Raw genomic sequence first — 14,263 nt, 5'->3', positions numbered from 1 at the left:
GGCGCCGACCGGCCTGGGCGACATCCGGGGGGGCGAGACCGTGGTCTTCGTCGTCGACGCCGTCACGGTCTACGGCTCATCCCACCGATCGCCCGGTGACGGGCCCGCCCGTACCTGCGGCGGGCCCCTTCTCCGTTGGCGCGTCAGGGGATCAGCAGCAGTTTCGCCGTGGTCTTCCGGCCCTGGAGGTCCTCGTGGGCGCGGTGGGCCTCGGACAGCGGGTAACGCCCGCCGACCGCGACCTTGAGCGAGCCGTCCTGGATCGCCGCGAACAGCTCGCCCGCCCGCCACTCCAGTTCCTCGCGGGTGGCGACGTAGTGCCCCAGCGTGGGGCGGGTGAGGAACAGCGAGCCGCCCGCGTTGAGCCGCTGCGGGTCGACCGGCGGCACCGGGCCGCTGGACGCGCCGTAGAGCACCAGGTAGCCGCGCGGCTTGAGCACCGACAGGCTGCCGTCGAACGTGTCCTTGCCGACGCCGTCGTACACCGCGTGCACGCCCACGCCGTCGGTCAGCCGCTTCACCTCCGCGACGAAGTCGACCTCGGTGTACCGGATGACCTCGTCAGCACCGGCTTCCCGTGCCAAAGCTTCCTTCTCGGCCGTCGACACGGTGCCGATGACCCGCGCGCCGCGCGACTTCGCCAGCTGCGTGAGCAGCAGCCCCACCCCGCCTGCGGCGGCGTGCACCAGCACGGTGTCGCCCGCGTGGATCGGGTAGGTCGACGCCGCCAGGTAGTGCGCGGTCAGGCCCTGCAACAGCGTCGCGGCGGCCGTGTCGTCGTCCACGCCCTCCGGGACGTGCAGCGCGCCCGCGGCGTGGACCACGGTCTCCTCGGCGTAGCTGCCGCCCGCCCCGTGCCACGCCACCCGGTCGCCCACGGCGAACCCGGTCACGTCCTCGCCGACCGCGGTGACGACGCCCGCGCCCTCGCTGCCGAGCCGGAACGGCAGCTCCATCGGGTACTGCCCGGACCGGTGGTAGGTGTCGATGTAGTTCACGCCCGCCGCGCGCACGGCGACGACCAGCTCACCGGCCCCCGGCTTGCGCGGCTCGACGTCGACGTACTCCAAGACCTCTGGTCCGCCGGTCTCGCGCACCAGCACTGCCTTAGGCATGCACTTCCCCGTTCTCGTGGTCGTTCGTCCCGCCGAGGGCCACCCGGCGCGCCAGCCCCAGCGGGAGCGCGCCGGACCCGGCGATCGTGTCGTGGAACTCGCGCAGGGTGCCCCGCCCGGCGCGCAGGTAGTCGGCGCGGATGCTCTCGATCTCCAACGCGCCCGTGAGGTACGACGGGGCCTGCGTCGGCATCGCGCAGTACCGGCTCACCTCGCCCTTCGCCGTGCCGGGCGTGAGCGAGGTCTTGGCGGTCATGAACTCCTCCGCCTCCTCCGGCGTCATGTCGCCGCAGTGCAGCGCCGTGTCCACGATCATGCGCGCCGCGCGGAACGACCGCGCCTCCAGGTGCGCCAGCTCGTGCGCCGGGTCGGTGAAGTAGCCGTGCTCGCGCATCAGCGACTCCGAGTACAGCGCCCACCCCTCGCTGAAGTAGGGCGTGCGGAACACCTTGCGGACGGCCCGGTCCCGCGCGGCCAGCCACGACAGGTGCCAGTGGTGGCCGGGGTAGGTCTCGTGCACCGCGATCGTCGGCAGCTGCCCGCGGGCGTTGGTGCGCAACCGCTGGAGCACCTGCTCGTCGGTGAAGTCGGCGGGCGGGTACGGCACGAAGAAGTGCCCGGTCCGCCCGGCCGTGAGCGGCGGGGGAGAGAGGTAGGACGCCACGGCCGCGATCGGCCGCTGGAACTCCGGCGACGGCACCACCAGGCACTCCTCGCCGTCGGCGAACGTGACCAGCCCGTGCTCGGCGAGGAACGCCCGTGCCCGCTTCGTCTCGGCCTCGTACTCCGCTCGCATGTCCGCGACCGTCGGCGGGTGGTTCGCCTGCTGCTCCACCACCACGTCGTGCCACGGCCGGGGAGCCGTCAGCGCGTCCATCTCCGCGACGAGCCCGTCGTACGCCGCCACCCCGCGGTCGTGCAGCTCACCGGCCCCGTACCCGAGCAGTTCCTGCTCCACGAGGAGCGCCGAGTACAGCTCCTCGCCCATCCGCCAGTCCCCGCGCGCCCGCTCGGCGAACCCCTCCAGGAACTCGGCCAGCTCGTCGAACGCCACCGCCGCGGGCTCCGCGGCCGCCGCGAGCTCCGCCCGCAACCCCGGATCGGCTACCTCGGCGGGCAGCACGCCGGTCAGGTACGCCCGCCCGGACCGCGCCTGCCCGATCGCCCGCCGCACGATCACCGGCGACGCCAGCTCGGGGTCCAGGTTCGCCCGGCACGCGGCGAACACCGACGGCACCTCCGCCAGCCGCGCGACCACCGTGGACACCAGTTCCGGCTCCGGCCGCAACCGGTGCAGGAAGGCCGTGAACAGCGGGAACAGCACGGAGGACAGGTAGGTGGAGGGGTCACGCCGCCACGCGGGCCACGCGGCCTTCGCCCGCACGCCCCGCAACACCGCCACGAGCAGGTCGCGGTCCACGGTGTCGTCCAGGCTCAGCCCGGCGTCCGGCACCTCTTCGAACCGGGCCAGCCACTCGCCGGCCTCCCGCTCGTACCGCCCGAACCCGGCCGCGCTGAAGTCCCCGAACGTCCGATCGTGGTCCAGCGACCCGAGCACCGCCGCCTGACCGGGGAACCGGTCGAAGTGCCACCCGAGCACGCCGTCGACAAGTGTCTTCACACGGTGGAAAACTACCCGCACCACGTGGGACCGGTCACCGCCCACAAGTTACCCGCGGGTTCTAAAGTAGCTCCCGTGGCTGACGACGAGCAGACGACGACCAAGACGCCCACCGCCCCGCCGAAGGCGGTGAAGTCGGCGACCGCGTTCGTCGCCAAGCACGGCAAGGGCTCCCGCGCCGTCGTGGAACCGCTGGGCCGAGCAGGCGCCCGCGTGGTCCTGGTAGGCGCGGACGGTGCCCTGGGCGACCTGGTCCTCCCGGACGTCCCCACCGCCGAGGCGCTGGTGGAGCACATCGCCGACCTCGACGCCGCCGAGTGGGACCGCGAGACCACGGCGTCGTTGAAGATCGGCCCCGCCCACCGCCACAAGATGGCAGGCCGATGAAGCTCTACCTGGTCTCCTGCGCCGAACTCCCCACCGGTGACGGCGACGACGCAGCACTGGTGGACGCCCTGGCGGACCTGGGTGTCCACGCCGAGTGGTCCCCGTGGGACTCCGGAACCGACTTCACCTCGGCGGACCTGGTGCTCCTCCGCACCCCGTGGGACTACACGGACCGCCTGGACGAGTTCCTCGCGTGGTGCGCGACCGTGCCGGCACTGGCCAACCCGCTCACCACGATCCGCTGGAACATCGACAAGTCCTACATGGTCGACCTGGCGAACGCGGGCGTCCCCATCGTCCCCACCACCCTGCTGAACCCCGGCGACAGTCCACAGTGGCCGAACGTCGACTTCGTGATCAAGCCCGCGGTCGGCGCGGGCTCACGCGGCGCACTACGGGTGACCGCGGGCGACCACGAAGCCGCGGACGCCCACTGGCGCTCGTTGGGCGTGAAAGCCCTCCTCCAGCCCTACCAGTCCACAGTGGACAACCACGGCGAGACCGCGCTGGTCTACTTCGGCGGCCAGTACTCCCACGCCTTCACCAAGAGCGCCATGCTCACCGAGGACGCGGAACTGGACCCCTCGGGCAAGTTCATCGTCGAACGCCTGGCGCCCGCGGCCCCCAGCGCGGCACAACGACGCCTGGCCGAGGACACCATGGACGCCGCCGCGACGCGGTTGGGCATCCGCAGGACGGACCTCCTCTACGCCCGCGTGGACCTGGTGACGGGAAACGACGGCCACCCGCTGCTACTGGAACTGGAACTGGCGGAACCCTCCCTGGGCTTCCGCCAGACGGACGACACGGCCCCACTGCGCTTCGCCTCGGCCATCCGCACGGCCCTGTCGACCCGCTGAAGGACTCCGCCGGGACCGGCGGCGGCCGACCGACCAGGTGAAACGAGCCGCCGCCCACAGCACCCTCACGGGCGGGCACGAACCAGGCGTCCCGGCCCGTGAGACCCCCGGTGCGGGAAGTGCGGCCGGGGCGCGACACCGTCGTCCCCGACATCCACCCCTCGGGTTCACCCACTTCGGGTGAACCCCCTCCCCGCTGGTACGTTCCTCTCGTGATCCCCGGTTCCGTTGTCTGGCGCGCCCACTCCGACTGACGGCGTCCGCTTGCACGAAACCGGGCCGTCTTCGGACGGCCGCGACGCTCCTTCCGGAGGCGGCTCCCCGTTCCGGGAGTCCCCGTGGATCACCAAACCCGCTGGATGTCCTCCAGCCCCCGTCCCACCAGGTTCGTCCTCGTCGGCGACACCGTTCGCGCCGACCGGGTCCTCGCCATGGCCCGCCACGACCAGGCGTCGCTCTGGCGGGGCGACTACCGCCAAGCCCGCCAGGTCCTCTCGGCGGTGAAGCGACGGCTCGCCCCCGAGAACCCGCCGTCCACCTTCCAAGCCCACCGCCGGTCCACGGCCACCCGAGCCCGACTCCTCAGCCGACTGGTCGTGGAGCTGTCCCCGGACCACCGACTGGACCTCCCGCACGCCCCCGACACCTCCCAGGCCTGCGCCAGGGCGTTCGGTCCCACCGACGTCCGCTACCGACTCCCGCTCCAGGACCTCGTGGGCGTCCTCGCCGCGGACCAGTGGCGCGGCAGGGGAATCCACGTCCCGGCCCTGAACGCGAGGATCCACCCCCACTACGGCGTCTTCCCCCCGACCCGGCAGGACTACCTGGACCTGGTGGCGACCACCCCGCTACCGCGAGGAGCGAGGTCCGCGTTCGACGTCGGCACGGGAACCGGTGTCCTGGCGGCACTCCTCGCCCGGAAGGGGGTCGGCCGCGTCACCGCCACCGACCTGGAACCGCGAGCGGTGGCCTGCGCCCGCGACAACCTCACCAGGCTCGGCGTCGACGCGCTGGTGTCCAGGGCCGACCTCTTCCCCGACGGCAAGGCCGACCTGGTCGTCTGCAATCCGCCGTGGCTGCCCGGCACGCCGACGTCCACTGTGGACGCCGCCGTCCACGACCCCGACTCCCGAATGCTCCGCGGCTTCCTCGCGGGCCTGGGCGACCACCTCGCGGAGAACGGCGAGGCTTGGCTGATCCTCTCCGACCTGGCCGAACGACTGGGCCTGCGCGCGCCCGCCGAACTCCCGACCCTGATCGCGGAAGCGGGCCTGACCGTGACGGCCCGCCACACCACCCTCCCGCGCCACCGACTCCGCCCGGACGACCCGTTCGCCGCTCACCGTGCGCGGAGATCACCTCCCTGTGGTGTCTGAGCAGGCAAAACCATTAGTTTCTTGACGAAGTTAATTTAACCCGCCTACCGTCCCCCCATGGCGGCAACGAGGCCCCAACGGGCTCCGATCACGAGTCCCGCGGCGGCGACGGTGTTCAGCACCGTCCTCACCCAAGGCCCGGTCTCCCGCGTGGAGGTCGGCCGACGCACCGGCTTGTCCTCGGCCGCCGTCACGAAGGCCGCTAGGCCGTTCATCGACGCCGGTTACCTCGAAGAACTCGCCTCGGAGGAACGGACCGGGCCGGGTGCGGGCCGTCCGGCCAGCCCCCTCGCCATCCGCGCCGAGCGCGAGTTCTTCGTCGGCGTCAAGATCACCGACGACGACCTGATCGGCGTCGTCTGCGACCTGCGCGCCCAGGTGCGGGCCACCCGCCACCACCCCCTCACCTCGACGACCGTCGACGACGTCGTGGCCGCACTCGCCGACCTCGTCGCCGACCTGGTCGAGCCCTACCGCGACCGCACCTACTGCCTCGGCGTCGCCGTGTCCGGCGACGTCGACCAGGTCTCCGGCGTGGTCCGCTACTCCCCGTTCCTCCGCTGGCACGACGTCCCCCTCGGCGACCTCCTCGCCACCGCCACCGGCCTCTCCGTGCGCCTGGAGAACGACGTCAAAGCCCTCACCGTCGCCGAGCAGTGGTTCGGCGAAGGCGTCGGGATCGGGTCGTTCGCGCTGGTCACGGTCGGCACCGGCATCGGGTGCGGGCTCGTCGTCGGGCATCGGCTGGTCGCCGGGGCGCACGGGGTCGCGGGCGAACTCGGCCACGTGCCGGTCGGCGGCGACCAGCCGTGCCACTGCGGCGGCACCGGTTGCGTCGAGGCGATCGCGTCCACCGGCGCGATCGTCGCCCGAGCGGGGATGCCGATGGGCGAGGCCGTCGCCCGTGCCCGCGCCGGGGACCCCGCCGTGCGCGCGGTGTTCGCCGAAGCGGGGCACGCCATCGGGCTCGCGCTCGCCGCGATGGCGAACCTCGTCGGCCCCGAGCGGATCGTCGTGTCCGGCGAGGGGGTGGCGGCCTTCGACCTGTTCGAGGAGCACGTGCGCGCCGCGTTCACCGCGCAGGCGTTCGGCGCGGTCGCCGACTGCCTGCTGATCCTCCGGCCGCTGCCGTTCGAGGAATGGGCCCGCGGCGCGGCCGCCGTCTCCATCCAGGCCCTCTTCCACCCCTGACCCACCACCCCTGCGTGTGAAGGGAAGTCCATGTCCAGAACGCTCACCCTGCGGAGGGCGCTCGCCGTCCTGCCCGTGCTCGCGGCCACCCTCGTGGTGCCGACGCAGGCCCCCGTGACGGCGGCTCCCGCCTACACCTCCCCGGCGGCCGAGAAGGCGTTGGCCGCGAAGCCCTACCAGGGCTGGAGTTCGTGGAGCATGCAGTCCAGCAAGTACCCCGGCCTGAACCCCAGGGGCATGGGCAGCTGGCTGACCGAGGCGAACATCCTCGAGCAGACCGACGCCGTGGCCGCGAAGCTGAAGTCCAGCGGGTACGAGTACGTCAACATGGACGCGGGCTGGTGGATGAACTGGGACTGGGTCCCGGACTTCGACGCCAACGGCAGGCCGAAGACCAACGCCGAACGCTTCCCGCGCGGCATCAAGTACGTCGCCGACCACATCCACCGCAAGGGGATGAAGTCCGGGATCTACCTGCCGGTCGGGTTGGAGAAGGTCAACTACGACAAGGGCGACTTCCCGATCGCGGGCGCGGCCTCGTGCAGCACGCACGACATCGTCTACGACGACCTGCGGACCACGAACGGCTGGGACAGCTCGTACAAGCTCGACTTCGCGAAGCCGTGCGCGCAGAAGTACGTCGACTCGATCGCCACGATGTTCGCCGGGTGGGGCATCGACTTCTTCAAGCTGGACGGCGTCGGGCCCGGCTCCGGCAAGGCGGGCGTCAACTACGACAACCGCGACGAGGTGGCCGCGTACCGCAAGGCGCTGGACGCCACCGGGCGGAAGATCCACTTCGAGGTGTCGTGGTCGCTGGACATCGCGGCGATCGACACGTGGAAGGCGCACACCAACGGGTGGCGGATCGACACGGACGTCGAGTGCTACTGCGACACGCTGGTGACGTGGGAGAACTCCGTCGACAACCGGTGGGCCGACCTGCCGCAGTGGATCCGGCACGCCGGACCCGGCGGGTGGAACGACCTCGACTCGCTGGACGTCGGCAACGGCGAGATGGACGGCATCAACCCGGACGAGCGCCAGAGCTACATGACGCTGTGGTCGATCGCGGCGGCCCCGCTGTACACCGGGGACGACGTGACGAAGCTCGACAAGCTCGGCGAGAAGCTGCTGACGAACCCCGAGGTGCTGGCGGTGAACCAGCAGGGACGGCCCGCGTCCCCGGTGAAGGAGGGCGTGGACCAGCAGACGTGGTGGGTGCGGAACGCGGACGGGTCGTTCACCGTGGCGCTGTTCAACCTCGCGTCCACGCCCAAGGCCGTGCAGGGGCGGTGGAGCGATCTGGGGATGACCGGGGCCGGGCGGGTCCGGGACCTGTGGGCTCGCAAGGACCTGGGGACTTTCGCCGGTGGGTACGGGGCGCTGTTGCCGCCGCACGGGTCGCGGTTGTTCAAGGTGACGCCCGCCGGGATCGCCGGGGGGATCGAGGCGGAGAACGGGAAGGTCGCCAGCCGGGCCGGGGTGAAGGAGTGCTCGGCTTGCTCCGGGGGCAAGAAGGTCGGTGACCTGTACCAGGGCGGGTCGGTGGAGCTGCGGAACGTCCGGGTGGCCAAGGCCGGGGTGTACCGGATGTCCGTGTCGTACATCTCGGGGGATCCGCGGTGGTTCGGGATCTCGGTGAACGGGGCACCGGCCGCGTGGACGGAGTTCCCGGCTACTGCCGACTGGAACGCGCCTGCCGCCTACGAGGTGGTGGTGAACTTGCAGGCTGGGAACAACAGCGTGGTGTTCGACGGTGGAGGCGGGTACGGGCCGGACTTGGACAAGGTCGACGTGAGTCCGGTGTAGGTGGGTCCGGCCCGTTCACGCCATGGGGCGTGAACGGGCCGGATCTTCTTCACCCCTTGGCCTGGTGCTGTGCTAGCCGGCCAGTCCGGAGCCGATGCCGGTCATGGCGCGGACTTCCATCTCCGCCTGCTTGGTCGGGTCGGCCTTCGTGCGGCTGAGCATGGTGCCCAGCCAGCCGCAGACGAACGACAGGGGGATGGAGACGATTCCGGGGTTTCCCAGGGGGAACCAGTGGAAGTCGACGCCGGGGAAGATCGAGTTCGGGGCGCCCGACATGGCGGGCGAGAAGATGATCAGCAGGAGGCAGGAGCCCAGGCCGCCGTAGATGCTCCACAGGGTTCCGGTGGTGTTGAAGCGCTTCCAGAACAGCGAGAACAGGATCGTGGGCAGGTTGGCCGAGGCCGCCAGTGCCAAGGCCAGTGCCACCAGGAAGGCCACGTTCTGGCCGCTGGCCGCGATGCCGCCGACGATCGCCAGCAGGCCCACGGCCACCGCGGTGAGGCGCGCCACCCGCACTTCCGAGCGGGGGTCCGCTGTTCCCCGTTTGATGACGTTGGCGTAGACGTCGTGGGCGAAGCTGGCCGATGCGGTCAGGGTCAGGCCCGCCACCACGGCGAGGATGGTCGCGAAGGCCACCGCGGCGACGATGCCGAGCAGGACCGCGCCGCCGATCTCGAAGGCCAGCAGTGGGGCCGCGGAGTTCTCGCCACCGGGGGCAGCGGCGATCGTGGCCGAGCCGACCAGGGCGAGCGCGCCGAAGCCGATGACCAGCGTGCACAGGTAGAAGGTCGCCATCAGCAGGGTCGCCCACACGACCGAGCGGCGGGCTTCCTTGGCGTTCGGGACCGTGTAGAAGCGCATCAGGACGTGGGGGAGGCTGGTCACGCCCAGCACCAACGCCAGCGCCAGCGACACGAAGTCGAGTTTGGAGAGACCGCTGCCGCCGTAGAGGGCGCCGGGGTCGAGGACGCGGTTGCCCAGGGGGGTGTTGCGGGAGCCGGTTTCCAGGATGGCCGAGAGGCTGAAGCCGAACTTGCCCAGCAGGAAGATCGTCATGAAGCTGACGCACAGCAGGAGCAGCACCGCTTTGATGATCTGCACCCATGTCGTGCCCTTCATGCCGCCGACCAGCACGTAGAGCACCATCACGATGCCCACCACGGCGATGACGACGCCCTGCCCCACGCGGCTGTGGACGTTGAGGAGCAAGGCCATCAACGCGCCCGCGCCCGCCATCTGGGCGATCATGTAGAACAGCGAGATCACCAGGGTGGCGTTGGCCGCCGCCGCGCGGACCGGGCGTTGCTTCATGCGGAACGCCAAGACGTCGCCGAGGGTGAAGCGGCCCGTGTTCCTCAGCCTCTCGGCGATCAGCATGAGGCCCATCAGCCAGGCCACCACCCAGCCGACCGAGTACAGGAAGCCGTCGTAGCCGTGGACGGCGATGCCGCCGGAGATGCCGAGGAACGAGGCCGCCGACAGGAAGTCGCCGGACAGCGCGATGCCGTTCTGCGGGCCGGTGAAGCTGCTGCCCGCGGCGTAGTAGTCCGACGCCGTCGTGTTGCGGGTGCTGGCCCGGTAGACGACGTAGAGCGTGATGAGCACGAAGACGGCGAACACGCTGAGGTTGATGGCCACGTTGCCGCCCGTGGCCGGGGCGTCGACGCGCACGGCTACTCCTCCACGATTCCGGCCAGCCCGCGGACCACGTCGACCTGCGGGTCCAGCCTGCGCCTCGCGTAGCGCGCGTAGGACAGGGTGAGGGCGACCGTGGTGACGAACTGCGCCAGGCCGAGCAGGATGCCGACGTTGACCACGCCGACGACCCGCGTGCTCATGAAATCGTGCGCGTAAGCCGACGCGATCACATACGTCAGGTACCACGCGAGGAACAGGGCCGTCATCGGGAAGACGAATACCAGTGCGCGCCTGCGCAACGCCCGGAATTCCTCGCTGCCCTGGATGGCGACGAAGTCCGGATTGCCATCCCCGTCCACCAACAACGGCTTCGCGGGTTCGTCGAAAGTGGCGAACCCCCTCCCGCGATTAGGGGACTGCCGCGATTCAAGGGGGTGCGGCACGGCTTTCGTCATCGCGGTCCTCCACGGGGATTCCGGCGGCTGCGGACGCCTGGGCGACCGGGAGCCGGCGGCGCACAGCGTAGCCGGGCGTGCCGTGGAGTCAACCGGATGGCCCAGGTCCGTTGCCCGATCGTCCACATCCGTACCGGTCGGTCCACGACTCGTTACGCCATTCGGTGAGAATCTTGCTCGTTGGTCGTTGTCGGGGGCGTGGCCCTCGCCTACGATCGTTCGACGACATCGCCGCCGCTAATCGACGACCCGCTGCTCGAATCACGACAACGATTCCGTTCGGCTAACCGCGCCCAACCCGCACGGTGATCGCCCGACTACCGACCTTGGGGTCTATCCGGTGAGTGCGCAGAACCGTGTTCGATGGCGGTGGGCCACCGTGGCGGACTGGCGCAATTGGCGCCTCCCCGTGAAGGTCGCCGCGGTGCTGCTGGTCCCGGTCGCCGTGGCGGTCGGCGCGGGCGTGCTGCAGATTCGCGGATACGTGGTGCGCGCGGATTCCTACGCCTCCATCGGCAAGCTGGTCACGCTGCGGTCCGCGATGACCCCGCTGATCGCCGCCGTCCAGGACGAGCGGGCCTACCAGGCGGGCAGGCTCGACGGCGCGGCGCCGGACGAGAACTCCTACCACGAGCGCGGAGCCGTCACGACCCGCGCGTTCCAGACCGTGCGCGGGCTGGCCGAGGACCCGGCGACGCCGCTCGGCAGCGTGGCCGTCGCCCGGTTCGCCGAGGTGACCACCCAGGTCAACGCGATGCCGCAGCTGCGCCAGTCGATCGACGCGGGCTCCGACGTGTCCGTCTCCGTCGTCGCGTACACGACGGTGCTGCGCTCGATGCTCGACTTCGACCAGGCGCTCGTCAACGAGTTCGGCGACCCCGCGCTGGCGTCCACCGGCGGCGCGCTGCACAACCTCCAGGTGGCCGCGGAGCAGTTGTCGCTCCAGCACGCCGTGCTGCTCACGGCCGCGACCCGCGGGCGGCTCCTGGAGTCCGAGGTCGTGTCGATCGACCAGTCGCAGCTGCGCTACCTGGACCGGGTGGCGGACTTCGCCGCGCTGGCCACCTCCGCGCAGCGCGACCTGCGCACCCAGACCGTGACCGGCAGGGACGTCCTCGCGCGCGACCGGATGGTGCAGGACGCGCTGACCACCGTCCCCGCCGCGGGCAAGCCGGAACCGCCGACGCTCGCGTCGAAGGTGTCCATCGGCGAGTGGGAGTCGGCCTCCCACAACACCGACGCGCTGGTCAGCAAGGTCCTGACCGGCCTGGAAGGCGAGCTGTCCGGCACCGTCGCGACCCTCCAGGACGAGACCAGCGACCAGGCGGGCGTCATCTCGGTGATCCTGCTGGCGTCGCTGCTGACCGCCGTCGGCGTCGGCGTCGTCTTCGGCAACAACATGATCCGCTCGCTGCTGACCCTGCGCCGGACCGCGCTGCACGTCGCCCAGCACCAGCTGCCCGCGCTCGTCGCCGACCTCCGCGAGGAGGGCGCCAGCGAGGTCGTCATCGAACCCGTGGCCGTGCACACGACGGAGGAGTTCGGCCAGCTGGCCCGCGCGTTCGACGCGGTCCACCAGCAGGCCGTGGGCTCCGCCGTCGAGCAGGCCCGGCTGCGCGGCGGGCTGCGCAACACCTTCGTCAACCTGTCGCGCCGCAGCCAGGGCCTGGTCGAGCGGCAGCTGCGGCTGATGGAGGAGCTGGAGCGCAAGGAGGAGAACCCGCAGCAGCTGGCCAACCTCTTCAAGCTCGACCACCTCGCGACCCGGATGCGCCGCAACAACGAGAACCTGATGGTGCTGTCCGGCACGGACGTGACCCGCCGGTTCAGCAAGCCGATCCCGCTCGGCGACGTGCTGCGCGCGGCCGCGTCGGAGATCGAGCAGTACCAGCGGGTCGTGGTGCAGACGACGCCGCAGGTCGAGGTCGTCGGCTACGCCGCGAGCGACCTCGTGCGGCTCATCGCGGAACTGCTGGACAACGCCACCGCGTTCTCGCCGCCGCGCAGCCACGTCGTGATCGTCGGACGGCCCCGCAACGGCGGCGGCGTGGTGATCGACGTGATCGACGAGGGCGTCGGCATGTCGCCCGAGGAGCTGGACGCGGCCAACGTCCGCCTCCGGTCCGTCGACACCGACGAGCTGCCCGCGTCCCGGCAGATGGGGCACTTCGTCATCGCCCGGCTCTCCGCCCGGCACCAGATCGACGTCACGCTCGTCGACCAGGGGCCGCACCGCGACGGCCTGCGCGCGGTCGTCGGCGTGCCGCCGGACCTGGTCCGCAAGCCGTCGAACACCCCGCCGCGGGTCATCGAGGCGGCCCCCGTGCCCCGGCGCGCCACGGTCGTGCCGCCCGCGCGCCCGCGACAGGCCATCACCCGGAGCGCCGCACCCGCGCCGACCACCGCCGAGAGCGAGTGGTCGTCGTTCCGCGGCATGGCCGTGGAGGACGGCGCGACAGCCCCGAAATCGGTCTGGTTCAAGGGCAAGCTGCCCACCGGCGAGGCGCCGAGGCACCGCCTCGACGACCCGGCCGACGACCGGCCCGCGACCAACGGCACGACCCCCGACGTCGTCGAGCCCACGACCGGCTCCGACGTGGACTTGCCGAAGCGCAAGCCGAGGGGCAACCTCGTCGCTGGTCGGCCGGGAGCCGACGGTGTCGCACCCGTACGGCGGGATCCCAACGCGACACGCGGCTTCCTCTCCAACTACCAGACGGGAATCCGGCAAGGTGTGCGGGATTCCGGTGATCACCGTTCTGCACAGGAGAACCCATGAGCTCACCGCGGTCTCGCCAGGTGGACCAGTTCGGCTGGTTGATCACCAACTTCACCGAGCGCGTGCCCGGAGTGGCGCACGCCGTCGTCATCTCCGTCGACGGGCTGCTGCTCACCGCGTCCTCGGGCCTTCCGGGGCAGCGCGCGGACCAGCTCTGCGCCATCGCCGCGGGCGTGACGAGCCTCGCGCAGAGCGCGGCCACGTTCTTCGACGGCGGGGGAGTGCTCCGCTCGGTCGTGGAGATGGAGCACGGCATCATGCTGCTGATGTCGGTCCGCGACGGGTCGTGCCTCGCGGTGCTGGCCGCGCCGGACAGCGACGTCGGCCAGGTCGCCTACGAGATGACCGTCGTGGTGGACCAGGTCGGCCAGCTCCTCACGCCGGAACTCCGTGCGGAACTGCACGGTGCGACCAGGATGTCCGCGTGATGCCGTTATGACCGGATCGGACTCCGAGCAGTCGTTCGCCGACCTGCTCAACGGGATCACCCTCTCCGGCGGTTCGCGTCGCGGCCGCAAGGGCAAGCGCGACCGCCCCACCGCGCAGACGATCAGCCTGCCCACCCAGCCCGAGCCCTCCCCGTCGGACGACGTGGAGGAGGCCGCGGCGATCGTCCGGCCCTACTCGTGGACCGGCGGGCGCACGACGTCGGACTTCCAGCTCGAGATCGAGACCATGGTCAGCGTCGGCGAGGAGCTGTACGCGGGGCCGATCAAGGCCGAGTACCAGGACGTGATGGGGCTCTGCGAGAACCCCAGGTCGGTCGCGGAGGTCGCCGCGCTGCTCGGCATCCCGCTCGGCGTGGCCAAGGTCCTGCTCGGGGACATGGCCGAACGCGGCCTGCTCGACGTGCACGCGACCGCCGTCGTCGAGGGTGACGTGCCGGACCTCGGTCTGATGGAGCGCGTGCTCAGCGGCCTCCGCAAGCTCTGATCCTTCGCCCCAACGCCGTGCGTTGGGGCTTTTTCCTGCCTCCGTTGACGTGTAACCCCCAATGGGGGTACACATGGGGTTGCACAACTCCGGAGG

12 protein-coding genes are annotated in these 14,263 nt (G+C 71.1%); 8 read left to right on the top strand and 4 right to left on the bottom strand.

Going from position 1 to position 14,263, the window contains the following annotated elements; all coding sequences use genetic code 11:
* Positions 1-143: 143 nt before the first annotated feature.
* Together ACFWW9_RS30710 and ACFWW9_RS30705 are read right to left on the bottom strand one after the other, a co-directional pair.
* Positions 144-1,115, bottom strand: coding sequence for a quinone oxidoreductase family protein (locus ACFWW9_RS30710; RefSeq protein WP_390385127.1), 972 nt, complete (start codon positions 1,113-1,115; stop codon positions 144-146).
* Positions 1,108-2,736, bottom strand: a complete 1,629-nt coding sequence (locus ACFWW9_RS30705; protein ID WP_390385125.1) for a DUF885 domain-containing protein — start codon at positions 2,734-2,736, stop codon at positions 1,108-1,110. Before ACFWW9_RS30705 ends, ACFWW9_RS30710 begins: the two co-directional genes overlap by 8 nt.
* Before the next feature lie 75 nt (positions 2,737-2,811).
* Between ACFWW9_RS30705 and ACFWW9_RS30700 the strand changes: the two genes are divergently transcribed.
* The 5 genes from ACFWW9_RS30700 (at position 2,812) to ACFWW9_RS30680 (ending at position 8,362) form a co-directional block, all read left to right on the top strand.
* A complete protein-coding gene (locus ACFWW9_RS30700; protein WP_390385122.1) occupies positions 2,812-3,123 on the top strand; it encodes a hypothetical protein in 312 nt (103 codons plus the stop codon).
* The gene (locus tag ACFWW9_RS30695; RefSeq protein ID WP_390385119.1) at positions 3,120-3,983 is read left to right on the top strand and encodes a RimK family alpha-L-glutamate ligase; all 864 of its coding nucleotides are present in this window, start codon (positions 3,120-3,122) and stop codon (positions 3,981-3,983) included. Before ACFWW9_RS30700 ends, ACFWW9_RS30695 begins: the two co-directional genes overlap by 4 nt.
* A gap of 338 nt (positions 3,984-4,321) precedes the next feature.
* Positions 4,322-5,359, top strand: coding sequence for a methyltransferase (locus ACFWW9_RS30690; RefSeq protein ID WP_390385116.1), 1,038 nt, complete (start codon positions 4,322-4,324; stop codon positions 5,357-5,359).
* Positions 5,360-5,416: 57 nt separating this feature from the next.
* A complete protein-coding gene (locus tag ACFWW9_RS30685) occupies positions 5,417-6,550 on the top strand; it encodes an ROK family protein (RefSeq protein ID WP_390385113.1) in 1,134 nt (377 codons plus the stop codon).
* Positions 6,551-6,580: 30 nt separating this feature from the next.
* Entirely contained in the window at positions 6,581-8,362 is a 1,782-nt protein-coding gene (locus tag ACFWW9_RS30680) for an alpha-galactosidase D (protein ID WP_390385110.1), read from the top strand.
* 72 nt (positions 8,363-8,434) lie between these two features.
* Here ACFWW9_RS30680 and ACFWW9_RS30675 read toward each other — a convergent pair whose 3' ends face one another.
* Positions 8,435-10,033 carry a cation acetate symporter gene (locus ACFWW9_RS30675; RefSeq protein ID WP_390385107.1) on the bottom strand — a complete coding sequence of 533 codons (1,599 nt, stop codon included), beginning with the start codon at positions 10,031-10,033 and terminating at the stop codon, positions 8,435-8,437.
* 2 nt (positions 10,034-10,035) lie between these two features.
* The gene (locus ACFWW9_RS30670) at positions 10,036-10,359 is read right to left on the bottom strand and encodes a DUF485 domain-containing protein (RefSeq protein ID WP_390385135.1); all 324 of its coding nucleotides are present in this window, start codon (positions 10,357-10,359) and stop codon (positions 10,036-10,038) included.
* A 475-nt stretch (positions 10,360-10,834) separates the two neighbouring features.
* On the opposite strand from ACFWW9_RS30670, the gene ACFWW9_RS30665 reads away from it, so the two are divergent.
* The 3 genes from ACFWW9_RS30665 to ACFWW9_RS30655 are packed head-to-tail and all read left to right on the top strand — an operon-like array spanning position 10,835 to position 14,167.
* Positions 10,835-13,234 carry a nitrate- and nitrite sensing domain-containing protein gene (locus ACFWW9_RS30665; RefSeq protein WP_390385104.1) on the top strand — a complete coding sequence of 800 codons (2,400 nt, stop codon included), beginning with the start codon at positions 10,835-10,837 and terminating at the stop codon, positions 13,232-13,234.
* Positions 13,231-13,662 (top strand): roadblock/LC7 domain-containing protein, encoded by a 432-nt coding sequence (locus ACFWW9_RS30660; protein ID WP_390385101.1) that lies wholly within the window; start codon positions 13,231-13,233, stop codon positions 13,660-13,662. Before ACFWW9_RS30665 ends, ACFWW9_RS30660 begins: the two co-directional genes overlap by 4 nt.
* 7 nt (positions 13,663-13,669) lie before the next feature.
* Positions 13,670-14,167: a DUF742 domain-containing protein gene (locus ACFWW9_RS30655; protein WP_390385098.1), complete on the top strand. Its 498-nt coding sequence runs from the start codon at positions 13,670-13,672 to the stop codon at positions 14,165-14,167.
* Positions 14,168-14,263: the final 96 nt, after the last annotated feature.

Origin of the sequence: Umezawaea sp. NPDC059074 (assembly GCF_042738955.1) — a bacterium.
Classification (GTDB): domain Bacteria; phylum Actinomycetota; class Actinomycetes; order Mycobacteriales; family Pseudonocardiaceae; genus Umezawaea.
The sequence above is the reverse complement of the archived record's forward strand: the minus strand, read 5'-3'. Positions and strand labels throughout refer to the sequence as shown.

Coding starts and splice junctions, on each gene's coding strand:
- ACFWW9_RS30680 (WP_390385110.1), top strand. CDS start 6,581: ATGTCCAGAACGCTCACCCTGCGGAGGGCGCTCGCCGTCCTGCCCGTG.
- ACFWW9_RS30660 (WP_390385101.1), top strand. CDS start 13,231: ATGAGCTCACCGCGGTCTCGCCAGGTGGACCAGTTCGGCTGGTTGATC.
- ACFWW9_RS30695 (WP_390385119.1), top strand. CDS start 3,120: ATGAAGCTCTACCTGGTCTCCTGCGCCGAACTCCCCACCGGTGACGGC.
- ACFWW9_RS30685 (WP_390385113.1), top strand. CDS start 5,417: ATGGCGGCAACGAGGCCCCAACGGGCTCCGATCACGAGTCCCGCGGCG.
- ACFWW9_RS30655 (WP_390385098.1), top strand. CDS start 13,670: ATGACCGGATCGGACTCCGAGCAGTCGTTCGCCGACCTGCTCAACGGG.
- ACFWW9_RS30710 (WP_390385127.1), bottom strand. CDS start 1,115: ATGCCTAAGGCAGTGCTGGTGCGCGAGACCGGCGGACCAGAGGTCTTG.